General features: G+C 68.7%; 14 protein-coding genes and 1 tRNA gene. 11 read left to right on the top strand and 4 right to left on the bottom strand.

Features of this window, described 5'->3' with window-relative positions; genetic code table 11:
- Window positions 1-20: 20 nt before the first annotated feature.
- The 8 genes from hutU (at window position 21) to CFB49_RS11955 (ending at window position 10,290) form a co-directional block, all read left to right on the top strand.
- Window positions 21-1,709 carry a urocanate hydratase gene (gene hutU, locus CFB49_RS11995; protein ID WP_059791395.1) on the top strand — a complete coding sequence of 563 codons (1,689 nt, stop codon included), beginning with the start codon at window positions 21-23 and terminating at the stop codon, window positions 1,707-1,709.
- Window positions 1,710-1,711: 2 nt separating this feature from the next.
- On the top strand, window positions 1,712-2,335 hold the full coding sequence (locus CFB49_RS11990) for a HutD/Ves family protein (protein ID WP_089491383.1): 624 nt from the start codon (window positions 1,712-1,714) through the stop codon (window positions 2,333-2,335).
- A gap of 4 nt (window positions 2,336-2,339) precedes the next feature.
- Window positions 2,340-3,563: an imidazolonepropionase gene (gene hutI, locus CFB49_RS11985; RefSeq protein ID WP_069617758.1), complete on the top strand. Its 1,224-nt coding sequence runs from the start codon at window positions 2,340-2,342 to the stop codon at window positions 3,561-3,563.
- A 196-nt stretch (window positions 3,564-3,759) separates the two neighbouring features.
- Window positions 3,760-5,136, top strand: coding sequence for a formimidoylglutamate deiminase (locus CFB49_RS11980; protein ID WP_069617759.1), 1,377 nt, complete (start codon window positions 3,760-3,762; stop codon window positions 5,134-5,136).
- A gap of 51 nt (window positions 5,137-5,187) precedes the next feature.
- Complete coding sequence (gene hutG / locus CFB49_RS11975; RefSeq protein ID WP_089491382.1) at window positions 5,188-5,985, top strand: N-formylglutamate deformylase; 798 nt, start codon at window positions 5,188-5,190, stop codon at window positions 5,983-5,985.
- A 723-nt stretch (window positions 5,986-6,708) separates the two neighbouring features.
- A complete protein-coding gene (locus tag CFB49_RS11965) occupies window positions 6,709-7,518 on the top strand; it encodes a gamma-glutamyl-gamma-aminobutyrate hydrolase family protein (protein WP_089435283.1) in 810 nt (269 codons plus the stop codon).
- Between the two features lie 11 nt (window positions 7,519-7,529).
- Entirely contained in the window at window positions 7,530-8,867 is a 1,338-nt protein-coding gene (locus tag CFB49_RS11960; RefSeq protein WP_089491381.1) for a glutamine synthetase family protein, read from the top strand.
- Window positions 8,868-8,895: 28 nt separating this feature from the next.
- Window positions 8,896-10,290 carry an aspartate aminotransferase family protein gene (locus CFB49_RS11955; RefSeq protein WP_089491380.1) on the top strand — a complete coding sequence of 465 codons (1,395 nt, stop codon included), beginning with the start codon at window positions 8,896-8,898 and terminating at the stop codon, window positions 10,288-10,290.
- A 122-nt stretch (window positions 10,291-10,412) separates the two neighbouring features.
- Here CFB49_RS11955 and CFB49_RS11950 read toward each other — a convergent pair.
- Together CFB49_RS11950 and CFB49_RS11945 are read right to left on the bottom strand one after the other, a co-directional pair.
- Window positions 10,413-10,487 (bottom strand) — tRNA-Val (locus CFB49_RS11950).
- 98 nt (window positions 10,488-10,585) lie between these two features.
- The gene (locus tag CFB49_RS11945; protein WP_069621801.1) at window positions 10,586-11,488 is read right to left on the bottom strand and encodes a LysR family transcriptional regulator; all 903 of its coding nucleotides are present in this window, start codon (window positions 11,486-11,488) and stop codon (window positions 10,586-10,588) included.
- 175 nt (window positions 11,489-11,663) lie between these two features.
- Here CFB49_RS11945 and CFB49_RS11940 point away from each other — a divergent pair, with 175 nt between their 5' ends.
- The 3 genes from CFB49_RS11940 (at window position 11,664) to CFB49_RS11930 (ending at window position 16,210) form a co-directional block, all read left to right on the top strand.
- Window positions 11,664-13,415, top strand: coding sequence for an acyl-CoA dehydrogenase family protein (locus CFB49_RS11940; RefSeq protein ID WP_089491379.1), 1,752 nt, complete (start codon window positions 11,664-11,666; stop codon window positions 13,413-13,415).
- Window positions 13,412-14,629 carry a CaiB/BaiF CoA transferase family protein gene (locus CFB49_RS11935; protein ID WP_089491378.1) on the top strand — a complete coding sequence of 406 codons (1,218 nt, stop codon included), beginning with the start codon at window positions 13,412-13,414 and terminating at the stop codon, window positions 14,627-14,629. The genes CFB49_RS11940 and CFB49_RS11935 overlap by 4 nt, the downstream gene beginning before the upstream one ends.
- A 168-nt stretch (window positions 14,630-14,797) precedes the next feature.
- A complete protein-coding gene (locus CFB49_RS11930) occupies window positions 14,798-16,210 on the top strand; it encodes an MFS transporter (protein ID WP_069621804.1) in 1,413 nt (470 codons plus the stop codon).
- Window positions 16,211-16,420: 210 nt separating this feature from the next.
- Here CFB49_RS11930 and CFB49_RS11925 read toward each other — a convergent pair whose 3' ends face one another.
- Window positions 16,421-16,696 carry an oxidative damage protection protein gene (locus CFB49_RS11925; protein ID WP_006478357.1) on the bottom strand — a complete coding sequence of 92 codons (276 nt, stop codon included), beginning with the start codon at window positions 16,694-16,696 and terminating at the stop codon, window positions 16,421-16,423.
- Window positions 16,697-16,747: 51 nt separating this feature from the next.
- On the bottom strand, window positions 16,748-18,127 hold the full coding sequence (argA, locus tag CFB49_RS11920; RefSeq protein ID WP_050013028.1) for an amino-acid N-acetyltransferase: 1,380 nt from the start codon (window positions 18,125-18,127) through the stop codon (window positions 16,748-16,750).

Below are 18,127 nucleotides of genomic sequence, written 5' to 3'. Positions count from 1 at the left end.
TTCCTTCGGGAGCAGCCGTCATGAATCATCCGAAACATATCGATCCCCGTCTCGATCCGACGCGCACGATCCGCGCGCCGCGCGGCAGCGAGAAGACCTGCAAGACCTGGCTGGCCGAAGCGGCCTACCGGATGATCCAGAACAACCTCGATCCGGAAGTCGCCGAGCATCCGCATGCGCTCGTCGTGTACGGCGGCATCGGCCGTGCGGCGCGCAACTGGGAATGCTACGACCAGATCCTCGCGTCGCTGAAGGATCTCGAGGAAAACGAAACGCTGCTGATTCAATCGGGCAAGCCGGTCGGCGTGTTCCGCACGCACAAGGATGCGCCGCGCGTGCTGCTCGCGAACTCGAACCTGGTGCCGCACTGGGCGAACTGGGATCACTTCCACGAGCTCGATCGCAAGGGCCTGATGATGTACGGCCAGATGACGGCCGGCAGCTGGATCTACATCGGCAGCCAGGGCATCGTGCAGGGCACCTATGAAACCTTCTTCTCGGTCGCGAACCAGCATTTCAACGGTGATCCGTCGGGCCGCTGGATCCTGACGGGCGGCCTGGGCGGGATGGGTGGCGCGCAGCCGCTCGCCGCGACGATGGCCGGCTTCTCGATGATCGCGGTCGAATGCGACGAGACGCGCATCGACTTCCGCCTGAAGACGCGCTACGTCGACAAGAAGGCGACGACGCTCGACGAAGCGCTCGGCATGATCGACGAAGCGAAGCGCACCGGCAAGCCGGTGTCGGTCGGCCTGCTCGGCAACGCGGCCGACGTGTTCGCGGAACTCGTCACGCGCGGCATCACGCCCGACTGCGTGACCGACCAGACGAGCGCGCACGATCCGATCAACGGCTACCTGCCGCAAGGCTGGACCGTCGCGCAATGGCGCGAGGCGCAGAAGGTCGATCCGCAGAGCATCGTGAAGGTCGCGAAGCAGTCGATGGCCGTCCAGGTGCGCGCGATGCTCGCGCTGCAGGAACGCGGCGCGGCGACGCTCGACTACGGCAACAACATCCGCCAGATGGCGCTGGAAATGGGCGTCGAGAACGCGTTCGACTTCCCGGGCTTCGTGCCGGCCTATATCCGCCCACTGTTCTGCGAAGGCAAGGGGCCGTTCCGCTGGGTCGCACTGTCCGGCGATCCGGAAGACATCTACAAGACCGACCAGAAGGTGAAGGAGCTGATCCCCGACGATCCGCACCTGCACAACTGGCTCGACATGGCGCGCGAGCGCATCGCGTTCCAGGGCCTGCCGGCACGGATCTGCTGGGTCGGCGTGAAGGATCGCTATCGCCTCGGCCAGGCGTTCAACGAGATGGTGAAGAACGGCGAACTGAAGGCGCCGATCGTGATCGGCCGCGACCACCTCGACACCGGTTCGGTCGCGAGCCCGAACCGCGAGACGGAATCGATGAAGGACGGTTCGGACGCGGTCAGCGACTGGCCGCTGCTCAACGCGCTGCTGAACACCGCGGGCGGCGCATCGTGGGTGTCGCTGCACCATGGCGGCGGCGTCGGCATGGGCTTCTCGCAGCACTCGGGCGTCGTGATCGTCGCCGACGGTACGGCTGATGCGCACGAGCGTCTCGGTCGCGTGCTGCTGAACGATCCGGCCACAGGCGTGATGCGCCATGCGGATGCCGGCTACGAACTCGCGCAGCAGACGGCCCGCGAAGCCGGCCTGAAGCTGCCGATGCTCGGCCGCTGAGCATGACGGCGCTCGACCAGGCGCCGGTGAACGCGACGCTGGCCGCCGTGATGATCCGCGCGGCGGATCTCGTCGCGTCGCCGTGGAAGAACGGCGGCGGCGTGACGCGCGAAATCGGCGCGTTCCCGCCCGGCGCGGCGCTCGATGCGTTCGCGTGGCGCGTGAGCGTCGCGGACGTCGGCGCGGCCGGGCCGTTCTCGCGTTTCGACGGCGTCGACCGCACGCTTGTGCTGCTGTCCGGCGCGGGCATGACGCTCGCCGAAGCGGGCGGGGCGAAGCACATGCTCGACGTGCCGCTCGCCCGGGTGGACTTCGCCGGCGAGACGGCGATCGACGCGACGCTGCACGACGGCGCGACGCGCGACTTCAACCTGATGACGCGCCGTTCGGCCGCGCGCGGGACGGTCGACGTGTGGCCCGAAGGCACGCACCGCATCGAGCGCGCCGATACCGTACTGCTGTTCTGTGCGACGGGCGCGGTCGGCGTCGAGATCGACGGCGCGCATTATGCGCTGCAGGAAATGGACACGTTGCGGCTCGACGGGCCGCGGCGTGCGTTTGACGTCGTCGTGAGCGGAAGCGGCGCGCTGCTGGCCGTATCGCTTGCCGTCGGCGAACGAGACTGAACGCATGAAACCGACTGTCTGGCATCACCTGAGGCTGTGTCCGCACGGCCATCCCGACGAGACGATCGACGACGCTGCGATCGCCGTCGACGAAACCGGCACGATCGCGTGGCTCGGCGCATTGTCCGCGCTGCCGCACGGCTATGCGCACTGGCGGCGCGAGGACCTGCACGGCGCGTGGGTGACGCCGGGCCTCGTCGACTGCCATACGCACCTCGTGTACGGCGGCACGCGCGCCGACGAATTCGCGCAGCGCCTCGCGGGCGTCAGCTACGAGGAAATCGCGCGGCAGGGCGGCGGGATCGTGTCGACGGTGCGCGCGACGCGCGCGGCCGACGAGACGACGCTGTTCGTGCAGGCCGCCGCGCGTCTGCAGCCGCTGCTCGCCGAAGGCGTGACCGCGATCGAGATCAAGTCGGGCTACGGGCTCGACTTGCCAAGCGAGCGCAAGATGCTGCGCGTCGCGCGCCAGCTCGGCGAACGCTTCCCGGTCACCGTCTATACGACCTTCCTCGGCGCGCATGCGCTGCCCCCGGAATACGCGGGACGCGCGGACGACTACATCGACGAAGTGTGCGAGCGGATGCTGCCGACGCTGGCCGACGAAGGGCTCGTCGACGCGGTCGACGTGTTCTGCGAACGCATCGGCTTTTCGCTCGCGCAGACCGAGCGCGTGTTCGAAGCGGCGACACGCCGAGGGTTGCCGGTGAAGCTGCATGCGGAGCAACTGTCGAATGCGGGCGGCACGGCGCTCGCCGCGCGTTACCGCGCGCTGTCCGCCGACCACCTCGAATTTCTGGACGAAGCCGGCATCGAGGCGATGAAGGCGGCCGGCACGGTCGCCGTGCTGTTGCCCGGCGCGTACTACTTCATCCGCGAAACGCAACTGCCGCCGATCGAGCTGCTGCGCAAGCACGGCGTGCCGATCGCGCTCGCGACCGATCACAACCCCGGCACGTCGCCGCTCGAATCGCTGCTGCTGACGCTGAACATGGGCTGCACGCTGTTCCGCATGACGGTGCCGGAGGTGCTGCAAGGCGTCACCCGCCATGCGGCCGCGGCGCTTGGCCGCGGGGATCGCCACGGCGCGCTCGAGGTCGGTCGCCAGGCCGACTTCGCCGCGTGGTCGGTCGGCTCGCTGGCCGAGCTGGCGTACTGGATCGGCCGACCGCTGTGCGAGCAGGTCGTACGCAGCGGCACGACCGTGTTTCGCAGGATGAACGGATAGTTTTGCGACGCACCGGGCCGGGCACGTGACGCACCGGCCCGGCCGACGCTTTGCAGGGACCGGACTCGCTGTGCAACGGCGCGTTCCGGTCGATCGCCGCGAGGCCGGCGCTGGCGCGACGCGCTCGCGCCTGCCGGCCGCGGCACCGGGCCGGACGAGAGGCTCAAGCGCTCGATCCGGCCGATGAGGACACGCAATGACCGATACCCTGTTGTTCGCGGACCACGCCTACCTGCCCGATGGCTGGCGCCGCAACGTGCTGCTGCGCTGGGACGCGGCCGGCACGCTGACCGACGTGACGCCCGACACCGACGCACCGGCCGGCGTCGCGCGCGCGGCCGGGCCGGTGCTGCCCGGCATGCCGAACCTGCATTCGCACGCGTTCCAGCGCGCGATGGCGGGGCTCACCGAATACCGCGCGAATCCCGCCGACAGCTTCTGGAGCTGGCGCGACCTGATGTACCGCTTCGCGCTGAAGATCACGCCCGACGCGCTCGCGGCGATTGCACGCTGGCTGTATGTCGAGATGCTCAAGTGCGGCTACACGTCGGTGTGCGAATTCCACTACGTGCATCACGCGCAGGACGGCTCCCGCTATCCGCAGATCGCGGCGCTCGGCACGCGCGTGGTCGACGCCGCGCGCTCGGCCGGCATCGGCATCACGATGCTGCCCGTGTCGTACCAGTTCGCCGGCTTCGGCAACAAGCCGCCGCGCGACGACCAGCGCCGCTTCATCAACACACCCGACGGCGTGCTCGAACTGCTCGACGCGATGCGTCGCGCGGCGCCCGAGCATGGCGGGCTGCGCTACGGCGTCGCGCCGCATTCGCTGCGCGCGGTGTCCGAGAACGGGCTGCGCGTGCTGCTCGACGGGCTGCCCGACGATGCGCCGGTGCATATCCACATCGCCGAGCAGACGGCCGAAGTCGACGACTGCGTGCGCGCGTACGGCGCACGCCCGGTCCAATGGCTGCTCGATCGTTTCGACGTCGATGCGCGCTGGTGCCTCGTGCACGCGACGCACGTCGATGCAGCCGAGACGGCGGCGCTCGCGAAGCGCCGCGCGGTCGCCGGGCTGTGCCTGACGACCGAAGCGAACCTCGGCGACGGCGTGTTTCCGGCCGTCGACTATCTCGCGCAGGGCGGCGTGATCGGCGTCGGCTCGGACAGCCACGCGTCGGTCGACTGGCGCTCGGAGCTGCGCCTGCTCGAATACGGGCAGCGGCTCGTGCACCGCGCGCGCAACGTGCTGGCGAGCGCGTCGCAGACGCACGTCGCCGATCGCCTGTTCGATGCGTCGCTCGCGGGCGGCGCGCAGGCGAGCGGGCGGCGCATCGGTGCGCTGCGCGCGGGCTGTCGCGCCGACTGGCTCGTGCTCGATCCCGATCATCCGGCGATTGCCGAACACGACAGCGCCGCATGGCTGTCGGGCATCGTGTTCGCCGAGCACGGCGAGACGCCGGTGCTCGACGTCTACACGGGCGGCGAGCGCGTCGTGAGCGGCCGCCGCCATCGCGACGAAGCCGCCGCGTACGCCGACTACCGCGCCGCGCTGGCGCAACTGCTGCGCTGACGCGCGGCAACCGGCGCACGGTGCGCCGGCCGACTCTTACGGTGAGGCGACATGACTGAACAACCGGCTGTATTCACGCTGAAGCAGGGCACGCTGCCGCTGCTGATCTCGATTCCGCATGCGGGCACGTACATTCCCGACGACATCGCCGCGACGATGACGCCCGACGCGCGCTTCGTCGACGATTGCGACTGGCATCTGGAGCGGCTGTACGGCTTCGCGGCCGATCTCGGCGCGTCGATCCTCGTGCCGTCGCATGCGCGTTACGTGGTCGACCTGAACCGTCCGCCCGACAACGAGAACCTGTATCCGGGGCAGGACACGACGAGCCTCGTGCCGGTCGATACATTCGACAAGGCGCCGCTGTATCCGGCGAACGCGCTGCCCGGCAACGACGAGATCATGCGTCGCCGCGACCGCTACTGGGTGCCGTATCACGACGCGCTGCAACGCGAGATCGCGCGCGTGAAAGGCGAACACGGCCGCGTGCTCGTGTGGGAAGCGCATTCGATCCGCTCGCACGTGCCGCGTTTCTTCGACGGCCGCCTGCCGGACTTCAACTTCGGCACGTCGAGCGGCGCGAGTGCGACGCCCGGGCTCGCGGAGGCGCTCGCCGCGCGCGTGCTCGCGCACGGCGGCTATACGGCCGTCGCGAACGGGCGCTTCAAGGGCGGCTACATCACGCGCCACTATGGCGTGCCCGAGACCGGCGTCGAGGCCGTGCAGCTCGAGCTGTCGCAGATCACCTACATGGAGGAGACGCGTCCGTACGCGTACGACGAAGCGCGTGCAGCGCGGATCGTGCCGCTGCTGCAGACGCTCGTCGAAACGGCGCTCGCGCATCGCTGAGCAGGGGCCGCATTCATGCGGCAGCGCGGCGAGGCAGTGCGTGCCGCCCCGTCGGCACAGGGCAGGCGAGCCGATGCAATGCACAAAACGGCATCGATCCGCGTGATCGATGCCGTTTTTTTTCGTCTGATCGATGGCGTCATCGGCCCCTGAAAATTTGACGCAATTTTTAGGTGATATAAGCTGAATGTCAGGAAGTCGTCACGTGCGTACCGGCGGCGAGGCCATCGACGATGGCCCGACCGCGCCGGCATCCGCTGCGAGACATCTTGCTGACGTGTCGCCACGCGGCATAGCGACACGTGTCCTGCCTCCATCAGTCAGTCGAGTACGATCGTGAAAGCCGCCAGCCCTTCGATACGCCGGACGCGAAGTCCGTCGGCGGGCGCGCCGCCTCAGGCCGGGCCGAACCGGCATGCTGATCGCGGCACGCGCGCCACCCCGTTACGCGAGCCTCGCTTCTTCGCCATTTCCCATCGCGGCCCGCGCCGCTTCAATCTCGCGACCGCGCACCTGTTCAGCGCGGTGCAGTGCGACGGCAGCGCATCGTTGTTGCCCTAGCGTCCGTTTCCGTCCCGGGTCGCATCGCCCGCCGTCGCCGCATCCGTGCGGCAGGAGCGCGCTTGCGCCTGCGCCGCGCGATTGCACGCGCGTGCGACGTACCCGTGAACCTGCATCGTTGCGCGCGCAAGCGTGTCGCGCGCCCTTACCGGAGAGACGCCGATGCGTGCACGACCGATCGTAGCCGTCACCGCCGACCGCATCCTGCGCGGCGCCCACCCGAACCACACGGCGGGCGAGAAGTACCTCGCCGCCATCGTCGACGGCGCCGGCGCGCTGGCGTTCGTCTTGCCGGCACTCGGCGCGCGGCAGCCGGCTGATGCGATCGTCGCGGCAATCGACGGACTGCTGCTGACCGGCAGCTATTCGAACGTCGAACCGCATCATTACGGCGGCGCCGCCAGCGTGCCCGACACGCTGCACGATCCGGCGCGCGATGCGACCGCATTGCCGCTGATCCGCGCGGCGATCGACGCGGGCGTGCCCGTGCTCGCCATTTGCCGCGGGATGCAGGAGCTGAACGTCGCGTACGGCGGTACGCTGCATCAGCGGCTGCATGTGACGGCCGGCTTCGACGACCACCGCGAACGGCCGGACGATCCGCTCGAACGGCAGTACGGTCCCGCGCACGTCGTGCAGCTCGCACCGGGCGGCTTGCTGCAGCGGATCGCGCGCGGCGCGCAAGAGGCGACGGTCAATTCGCTGCACGACCAGGGCCTCGCGCGCCTGGGCGCGGGGCTCGCCGTCGAGGCGAGCGCGCCCGACGGGCTGGTCGAAGCCGTCAGCGTGCGCGGCGCGCGTGCGTTCGCGCTCGGCGTGCAGTGGCATCCCGAATGGCGCTACGCGGAGCAGCCGCTGTCGCGCGACATCTTCGCGGCCTTCGGCGCGGCGTGCCGCGCGCGGATGACGCACCGCCTTCATGCGGGCGGCGCGACGCCGTCGCCGGCCGCATCCGATATCGACATCGACTAACGAGACCGATCATGCAACCCGAACTGAGCGAATTCCTGCGACAGCACCGCATCACCGAAGTCGAGGCGATCATTCCCGACATGGCCGGCATCGCGCGCGGCAAGATCATTCCGCGCAACAAGTTCGAATCCGGCGAATCGATGCGCCTGCCCCAGGCCGTGATGGTGCAGACCGTCACCGGCGACTATCCGGAGGACGGCACGCTGACCGGCGTAACCGATCCCGACATGGTGTGCGTACCCGATCCGTCGACGATCTGCCTGATCCCGTGGGCGGTCGATCCGACCGCGCAGGTGATCCACGACTGTGTGCATTTCGACGGCTCGCCGGTCGAGATCTCGCCGCGCTACGTGCTGCGCCACGTGCTCGACCTGTACGAGGCGAAGGGCTGGAAGCCGGTCGTCGCACCGGAACTCGAGTTTTATCTGGTCGACATGAACGCCGACCCCGACCTGCCGCTGCGTCCGCCCGTCGGCCGTACGGGGCGAGCGGAAACGGGCCGCCAGTCGTATTCGATCGAGGCCGTCAACGAGTTCGATCCGCTGTTCGAAGACATCTACGAGTATTGCGAAATGCAGGGCCTCGATATCGAGACGCTGATCCATGAAGTCGGCGCCGCGCAGATGGAGATCAACTTCATGCACGGCGACGCGCTGTCGCTGGCCGACCAGGTGTTCCTGTTCAAGCGCACGGTGCGCGAGGCCGCATTGCGTCACAACATGTATGCGACGTTCATGGCCAAGCCGATGGAAAACGAGCCGGGTTCCGCGATGCACATTCATCAGAGCCTCGCGGACATGCGCACCGGGCGTAACCTGTTCGCCGACGAAAACGGCGCCGTGTCGCCGCTGTTCCACAGCTATCTGGCCGGGCTGCAGAAGTACACGCCGGCGCTGATGCCGATCTTCGCGCCGTACATCAATTCGTATCGCCGCCTGTCGCGCTTCATGGCCGCGCCGATCAACGTGCAATGGGGCTACGACAACCGCACGGTGGGCTTTCGCATCCCGCAGTCGAGCCCCGTCGCGCGTCGTATCGAGAACCGGATTCCGGGCGTCGACTGCAACCCGTACCTCGCATTCGCGGCGACGCTCGCCGCCGGCTATCTCGGCATCACGCAACAGCTCGCGCCGACCGAGCCGATCGCATCGGACGGCTACGACCTGCCGTACCAGCTGCCGCGCAACCTCGAGGAAGGCATCTCGCTGATGGCCGCGTGCGAGCCGCTCGCCGGCATCCTCGGCGACAAGTTCGTGAAGGCCTACCTGGCGTTGAAGGAAACCGAATACGAAGCGTTCTTCCGCGTGATCAGCTCGTGGGAACGCAGGCATCTGCTGCTGCACGTGTAGGCGTGCGGCGCTGTTTGACGGAGAAAACATGACCGATCGAAACGACGCTTTTCCGCGGTACTCGACTGCCGATTTTCGCGCGCTCGACGCCGCGCACCACATCCACCCGTTCTCCGACATGGGCGCGCTCAACCGCGCCGGCAGCCGCGTGATCGTCAAGGCCGACGGCGTCTACCTGTGGGACTCGGACGGCAACCAGGTGATCGACGGGATGGCCGGCCTCTGGTGCGTGAACGTCGGCTACGGCCGCAAGGAACTCGCCGACGCCGCGTATCGCCAGATCCAGGAACTGCCGTTCTACAACACGTTCTTCAAGACCACGCATCCGCCGATCATCGAGCTGTCGGCGATGCTCGCCGAAGTGACGCCCGCCGGTTTCAACCACTTCTTCTATTGCAACAGCGGCTCGGAAGGCAACGACACCGTGCTGCGCCTCGTGCACCAGTACTGGCGCGTGCAGGGCAAGCCGCAGAAGAAATACGTGATCTCGCGCAAGAACGGCTATCACGGCTCGACGATCGCGGGCGGCACGCTCGGCGGGATGGGCTACATGCACGAGCAGATGCCGTCGAAGGTCGAGCACATCGTGCACATCGACCAGCCGTATTTCTTCGGCGAAGCGCAGCCGGGCGAGACACCCGAAGCGTTCGGTCTCGCACGTGCGCAGCAGCTCGAAGCGAAGCTCCTCGAGCTCGGCGCGGAGAACGTCGCGGCGTTCATCGGCGAGCCATTCCAGGGCGCGGGCGGCGTGATCTTCCCGCCGTCGACGTACTGGCCGGAAATCCAGCGGATCTGCCGCAAGTACGACATCCTGCTCGTCGCGGACGAAGTGATCGGCGGGTTCGGGCGCACCGGCGAATGGTTCGCGCACCAGCACTTCGGCTTCGAGCCGGACCTGATCACGATGGCGAAGGGCCTGACGTCGGGCTACGTGCCGATGGGCGCGGTCGGCATTCACGAACGCGTCGCGCGCCCGATCATCGACAACGGCGAATTCAATCACGGCCTCACGTACTCCGGCCATCCGGTGGCGGCGGCCGTCGCGGTCGCGAACCTGAAGCTGCTGCGCGACGAAGGCATCGTCGAGCGCGTGAAGACCGATATCGGGCCGTATTTCCAGCGCCGGCTGCGCGATGCGCTGGGCGACCATCCGATCGTCGGCGAGATCGTGGGGAGCGGGTTGGTCGCGGGCGTTCAGCTGGCGCGCGATCGCGAGCGGCGCGAGCGGTTCGATGCGAGTGTCGATATCGGTACGATCTGCCGCGACTTCTGCTTCAACGGCAACCTGATCATGCGCGCGACCGGCGACCGGATGCTGCTGTCGCCGCCGCTCGTGATTCGCGAGGCGGAGGTCGACGAGATCGTCGACAAGGCGAAGCGCGCGTTCGATGCGACGGCGGAGCGGGTGGGGGGCGTGCGGTAAGCACGGCACACCTGCGAGCGGAGGGCGCGGCGTCGCATGACGGGGCGCCCGTATCGCGCCGGGCACGCGCGACGCCAAAACGAAAAGGGCCTGCGTCGTGAGACGCAGGCCCTTGAATTCTTTGGTGGGCGGTACTGGGATCGAACCAGTGACCCCTGCCGTGTGAAGGCAGTGCTCTACCGCTGAGCTAACCGCCCAAAGAAGAATCAAATTATGTCAGAGATTTTGGGGTTCGTAAAGCCCTTTCTGCAAATTTTTTCAAACAGCCGCAAGCACCGGTCCGCAGCCCGCGTGCTCATCTCGCCGGAGCGCGCAGCGCGTCGATGGATGTGCGCACGTAGCCTGCAAAGCGCAACGCGACCGGTTCGGCGGTGCCGCTGCGTTTCAGCGCGAGCGTGCGCGATTCGAGCGACGCGTCCTTCAGCGGCAGGAACGCGAGCCGGTCGCTTTTCGCCTGCTGCAGCACGCGCGGCACCAGCGCGATGCCCATCCCGAACTCGATCATCGACAGGATCGTCTGCCACAGCCGCGCCTCGTGGCGGATCAGCGGACTGAAGCCCGCATTCACGCACTGCGCGATGATCAGGTCGTGATAGTGCGGTGCGGCGTCGCGCGGAAACAGGATGAACGGTTCCGTCGCGAGCGCGGCGAGCGCGACCTGCCGGCGCCGCGCGAGCGGATGCGCGGCCGGCAGGCAGCACACGAACGGCTCCGCATAGACGGGCGCCGATTCGACGTCGGGCGGGAAGCGGCCCCAGTGCGCATAGCCGAGATCGATCTGCCCGCGCTGGATCGCCTGCACCTGCGCGTGCGTGTTCATCTCGCTCAGCACGACCTCGACGCCCGGATAGTCGGCCTCGAAGCGCCGCACCGCATCGGGCAGCCCGCGATACAGCATCGAGTGGACGAAGCCGATCCGCAGCCGGCCCGCGAGGCCCGACGCGGAGCGTACCGTCAGGCGCTCGGCTTCGGCCGCCTGCAGCAGCAGCCGGCGCGCTTCGCCGAGCAGCACCTCGCCCGCGTTGGTCAGCGCGACGGTCTTGTTGGTGCGCGAGAAGAGCTGCACGCCGAGCGCGTCCTCGAACTTGCGGATGTCGAAACTCAGCGCCGGCTGCGAGATGAACAGGCGCTTCGCCGCGCGCCCGAAATGCAGCTCCTCGGCGACCGCCACGAAGTAGCGCAACTGCCTCAGTTCCACGGTGTCTCCTCCTGGCGTCGGCGTCGATAAGCGATATCTATCGTACCGGATAAATCCTGTATTGGACGCTTATCGACCGCACGCCTACGCTCTTCGGAAGGCTTGACGCAGGACCGGCCGGCCGCGGCGTCACGCCGGCCCCGGCAACTGCGCAGGCAACCCAGGAGACGCACGCATGAACGACACTGCTCGCACGCCGGACACCGGCGCATCCAATATCCCCGACAGCCGGGGCCTCAATTTCTTCACCGTCGATCCCGATCTCGGCGCGTTGCTGAAGCTGCATCTCGGCGACGCGCACTACGCCGAACTCGAGCCGCGGCTGCGCGCGCTCGGCGCGCGCGTATCGGGCGAACTCGACGAATGGGCGTCGCGCGCGGACAAGCATCCGCCCGTGCTCGAGCATCGCAACCGGCGCGGCGAAGCCGTGCAGCGGATCGACAAGGATCCGGCGTACGTCGCGCTCGAACGCGTCGCGTATGCGGAGCTCGGGCTCGCGTCGCTGAGCCATCAGCCCGATGGGATGCCGCCGCTCGTCAAGTACGCGCTGACGTTCCTGTTCGTGCAGGCCGAGTTCGGATTGTGCTGCCCGGTGAGCATGACCGATTCGCTGACGCGCACGCTGCGCCGCTTCGGCGATCCCGCGCTCGTCGCGCGCTACCTGCCGAGGCTCGCGTCGCGCGACTTCGACACGCTGTACCAGGGTGCGATGTTCATGACCGAGCAGGCGGCCGGCTCCGACGTCGGCGGGATCGCGACGCGCGCGACCTGCGAAACCGACGTGCACGGCGAGACCGTCTGGCGCCTGACCGGCGACAAGTGGTTCTGTTCGAATGCGGACGCCGACCTCGCGATGGTGCTCGCGCGGCCCGACGGCGCGCCGGCCGGCATCAAGGGCCTCGCGCTGTTCCTGCTGCCGAAGACGCTGCCGGACGGCACGCGCAACGCGTACCGGATCGTGCGATTGAAGGACAAGCTCGGCAGCCGCTCGATGGCGAGCGGCGAGATCGCGCTCGAAGGCGCGCAGGCCTACCTGATCGGCGAGATCGGCCGCGGCTTTCACCAGATGGCCGACATGATCAACATGTCGCGTCTGTCGAACGGCGTGCGCGCGGCGGGGCTGATGCGGCGCGCGCTGAACGAGGCGCTGCACGTCGCCGCGCATCGCGATGCGTTCGGCCGCAAGCTGATCGAGATGCCGCTGATGCAGCGCCAGCTGATGAAGATGCTGCTGCCGGCCGAGGCCGCGCGCGCGATGTTCATGCAGATCGCGCTGCTGCTGCCGCAGGCGGATGCGGGCGACGAGCAGGCGGCGCGCTGCGTGCGGATCCTGACGCCGCTGATCAAGTTCCGCGCGTGCCGGGACGCGCGCCGCGTGACGGGCGATGCGATGGAAGTGCGCGGCGGCACCGGCTATATCGAGGAATGGAGCGACGCGCGGCTCGTGCGCGACGCACACCTCGGTTCGATCTGGGAAGGCACGAGCAACATCGTCGCGCTCGACGTCGCGCGCGCCGCGCAGCGCGAGCATGCGCTCGACGCGCTGCGCACGTTCCTCGGCGATCGTCTGGGCGCGGCGCCGCTGCCCGACGCGAGCCGCACGGCGCTGCGGCGCATTCTCGCGCGGGCGTGCGATGCGCTCGCACGGGTCGCCGGGGAGGGCGACGACGCGCGCGTGCGGCAGGCCGCGTCCGCGCTGTATTACGCGAGCGCGGCCGTGCTGATGGCCTGCGAGGGCGCACGGCTCGCGCCGGACTTCAGGCGTCTCGCGCTCGCGCACCTGGTCGTGCGGCACAAGCTGCTGCCGGTCGATCCGCTCGCGCCGGCATCGCGCGATGATGAGTCGGCCGCGTCCGACGCGTTGCTGCGCGGCAGGCCGGTGCCGCTCGACGTGGCGCTCGACCTGCTGCCGGAGATCGAGCGATGAGCACGGCGACCGAGAACACCACGCGCGGCGCGCTGCACGGCCTGAAGGTCGTCGACCTGAGCCGCGTGCTCGGCGGCCCGTACTGCACGCAGGCGCTCGCCGACCACGGCGCGACGGTGATCAAGATCGAGCCGCCTGACGGCGACGAGACGCGCGGCTGGGGGCCGCCGTTCCTCGGCGACACGGCCTGGTACTTCATGGGCGTGAACCGCAACAAGGAGGGGCTCGCGCTCGACCTGTCGCACGACGAAGGGCGCGCGATCCTGTGGCGCCTGCTCGAAGACGCCGACGTGCTCGTCGAGAACTTCAAGCCCGGGACGCTCGCGCGCTGGGGGATGGACTACGCACGCGACCTGCAGCCGCGCTTCCCGCGCCTGATCCATTGCGCGGTGACGGGCTTCGGCGACGACGGCCCGCTCGGCGGGCTGCCGGGCTACGACGCGGTGATCCAGGCGATGGCCGGGCTGATGAGCGTCAATGGCGAGCGCGACGGTGCCGCGACACGCATCGGTTTGCCGATCGTCGACATGGTCACGGGGCTGAACGCGCTCGCCGGCGTCCTGCTGGCGCTCGCGGAACGCGAAAAGAGCGGGCGCGGCCAGTCGATCGACGTGGCGTTGTACGACTGCGGCGTGTCGCTGCTGCATCCGCATCTGCCGAATTTCTTCGGGTCGGGCCGCGTGCCGGAACGCAGCGGCAATGCGCATCCGAACATCGCGCCGTACGACAGCTACCGCACGGCCACCGTGCCGATTTTCCTCGCGGTGGGCAACGACCGGCAGTTCGCGCGGCTCGTCGCGCATCTCGGTGCGCCGGCGCTCGCCGGCGATCCGCGCTTCGTCGACAACCGCAGCCGCTGCGCGCACCGGCCGCAGTTGAGGGTCGAACTGGAAGCGCGGCTCGCCGCGCACGCGTGCGAGCCGCTCGCGCGCGACCTGATGGCGGCCGGCGTGCCGTGCGGGCCGGTGCGCACGGTGGCCGACGTCGCGCGCGATCCGCATGCGCTGCACCGCAACCTGTTCGTCGAGATCGGCGCGTATCGCGGCACGGCGTCGCCGGTGAAGCTGTCGCGCACGCCGGCCACCTACCGGTCGGCGCCGCCCGCGCTCGGTCGCGACACGCGCGCGGTGCTCGACCGTCTCGGCGTCGATCGCGCGCTCCAGCAGCCACTGCTCGATGCCGGCGTGCTGAAGGTCGCGCCGGACGAGACGTGACGAGCGACGGCGCCTGCAGATGCGCGTCGTCCGGAACCGGCCGATCGCAACGTCGACGGCAACCCCCAGGCAACGCAACGTAGCGCAACCCCGCCAGCCGGCGGCGCAAGGCCGGCCATCCGGCAACGCGCGCGACAGTCGCGCAGCCGAACAAACATGGAGACATCGATGAGCCGTCCGCCATCCCCGCCCGCCGCGCAGCCGCGGCCCGGCCGCGCCGCCCTTGCGGCGTTCGTCGGCACCACGATCGAGTGGTACGACTTCTACATCTACGGCACGGCCGCCGCGCTCGTGTTCGGCAAGGTGTTCTTTTCCAGCACGATGGACCCCGGCGTCGCGACGCTGCTCGCGTTCGTCACGTTCTGGGCCGGCTTCGCCGCGCGACCGCTCGGCGGGATCGTGTTCGGCCATCTCGGCGATCGCGTCGGCCGCAAGACCGCGCTCGTGATCACGCTGGTGATGATGGGGCTCGCGACGACCGGCATCGGCCTGCTGCCCGGCTATGCGTCGATCGGCGTATGGGCGCCCGCGGGCCTCGTCGTGCTGCGCGTGCTGCAGGGCATCGCGGTCGGCGGCGAGTGGGGCGGCGCGGTGCTGATCGCGAGCGAGAATGCGCCGAAGCATCGCAGCATCCTGTATGCGGCGTTCGCGCAGCAGGGCTCGCCCACCGGCAACCTGCTGGCCACGGCCGCGTTCTTCGCGCTGAGCGCGCTGCCGACGCCGTCGTTCCTAATGTGGGGCTGGCGCATTCCGTTCCTGCTGTCGGCCGTGCTCGTGATCATCGGGATGGTGATCCGGCTGAGGCTCGAGGAATCGGTCGACATGCAGCGCGTGCTCGCGCGCAAGCGCACGGTGAAGCTGCCGCTGCGCGACGTCGTGCGCGACCACTGGGTTGTCGTGCTGCTTGCGGCCGGCACGCTGCCGGTGATCAACGTCACGTATTTCCGCAGCACGTTCGCGCTGTCGTGGGCGACCAGGGAACTCGGTTACGCGCAGGGTACGTTTCTCGGCATCCTGTCGATTTCGCTCGTCGTGCAATTCCTGATGCAGCCGATCGGCGCGTGGTTCGTGTCGAAGGTCGACATGCGGCGCGCGATGTGCTGGATCCTGATCCCGGAAATCGTGCTGATGCCCGTGATGTTCCATGCGCTCGCGACGCGTTCGTACTGGGTCGCCGTCGCGGGCATGTGCATTTCCACGATCCCGTCGGCGATGTTCTACGGCGCGGTCGGCGGCGTGCTCGCGCGCGTGTTCCCGGCCAACATCCGCTATACGGGCCTGTCGCTCGCGTATCAGTTGAGCGCGCTGGTCGTCGGCGGCGGTACGCCCGTGCTCGCGCAGGCGATCCTCAATGCGACCGGCAGCATCGTCGGCGTCGCGATCGCGTCGGGGCTCTATGCGCTCGTGTCGCTCGCGTGCATGCTGGCGCTGCTCAATCGCACCGGGTATCGCGCCGACGAACTGTCGAGCGCCGAGCGCAGCGACGCGGCCGAGTGGGGTACCGAGAGCACGGGGGCGGGAAGCCCCCCAGGCGAAGCCGCGCAACCCGACGATCGCGGCACGTTGAAACCCGCGGGTTGAGCCGGCAGGCCGGCGCGATGCGATGGGGTGGCGATGCGGGGATTCCGCGGCGTCGCGCGCCCGGCGGCCCGCGCGTCGCGTGGCCTTCGTTCGCGCCCGATCAGGCGTCCCAAAAGCAAACGGCACCGTGCGATACACGGTGCCGTTTGTCCGGGCGTTGGCTTCACGTCGCGACGCCGCCGGCGCGGCCGTCGCGCGCCGCGTCGTTGCTCAGCCTTCCGTCGGCGGCACGTAGCCGGACGCCTGGTCCGCGCCGTCGCCGAAGAAGTACTTCTCCGTCTGCTTCATCAGGTACTGGCGCGCGCGCGGGTCGGCCATGTTCAGGCGGTTTTCGTTGATCAGCATCGTTTGCTGCTTGAGCCAGCCTTGCCACGCTTCCTTCGAGACGCTCTCGTAAATGCGCTTGCCGAGTTCGCCCGGCAGCGGCGGGAAATCGAGGCCTTCGGCTTCCTTGCCGAGCTTCGCGCATTGGATCATTCGAGCCATCGTGTACTTCTCCTGTAATCGGTCTGGGGGGAAGGGCAGTCGTGCCTGCGCTCAGAGCTGCTTCATCAGCACGAGCGACTTGCGCTGCCAGTTATAGAGTTTGCGGCGGTCCTCCGGCAGGTCGTCGACGCTGACCTTGACGAAGCCGCGCTTGAGGAACCAGTGCTCGGTGCGCGTCGTGAGCACGAAGATGTGCGTGAGGCCGCGCGCGCGGGCGCGCTGCTCGATGCGCTTGAGCAGGCGTTCGCCGTCGCCCGAGCCTTGCGCTTCCGGCGCGACCGTCAGGCACGCCATCTCGCCGATCTTCTCCTGCTGGTACGGGTACAGCGCCGCGCAGCCGAACAGCACGCCATCGTGCTCGATCACCGAGAAGTGGTCGATGTCGCGTTCGATCTGGTGACGGCCGCGCCGCACCAGCGTGCCGTCCGACTCGAGCGGCTCGATCAGCGATAGGATGCCGCCGACGTCGTCCGGCGTCGCCTCGCGCAGGCTTTCGAGGTTCTCGTACGAGATCATCGTGCCGACGCCGTCGTGCAGGAACAGTTCGAGCAGCATGCTGCCGTCGAGCGACTGCGGGATCAGGTGCGCGCGGGTCACGCCGCCGCGGCATGCGCGGATCGAATGCTTGAGGAAGAACGCGTCGTCGCCCTGGATGTTGCCGGAATCGAGCAGCTCGGCCGCCGCGTCGAGCGACATTTCACGCACCAGCTCGCCTTCGTCGCCGACGATGCCGGGGCCTTCGGTCAGGAAGATGATCTTGTCGGCGCGCAGCGCGATCGCGGCCGCCGACGCGACGTCTTCCATCGACAGGTTGAACGCCTCGCCGGTCGGCGAGAAGCCGAGCGGCGACAGCAGCACGAGCTTGCGGCTCGCGAGCGAATGACGGATCGACTCGGCGTCGATCTTGCGCACGATGCCCGTGTGCGCGAAATCAACCCCGTCGAGAATCCCCACCGGCCGCGCGGTCACGAAGTTGCCGGACACGACGCTGATGTGCGCGTGCGCCATCGGCGAGTTCGGCAGCCCCTGGCTGATCGCGGCCTCGATGTCGAGACGCACTTCGCCGGCCGCTTCCTTCGCCGATTCAAGCGCGCGTGCATCGGTGATGCGCAGCCCGTGCGAAAACTCGGATTCGACACCGTGCAGGCTCAACTGCTCCTCGACCTGCGGGCGCGAGCCGTGCACGAGCACGATCTGGATGCCCATCGCCTGCAACAGCGCGATGTCGGACACGAGCGCATTCAGCAGCCCCTGCTGCACCACCTCGCCGCCGAACCCCACGACGAACGTGCTGTTGCGGAACTTGTGGATATAGGGCGCGACGGAGCGCATCCAGTCGACGAACTGCGCGTGGCTGGCGGCCGAATCGTCGGCGGCCGGCGGCGTCGCGGCGCCGGTCTGGGCGGGAGGGAGGTCGGTTTGGGAATTCAT

Source organism: Burkholderia sp. AU17457, from assembly GCF_002223255.1.
Classification (GTDB): Bacteria; Pseudomonadota; Gammaproteobacteria; order Burkholderiales; family Burkholderiaceae; genus Burkholderia; species Burkholderia sola.
This window is presented reverse-complemented; position numbering and strand designations above follow the sequence as displayed.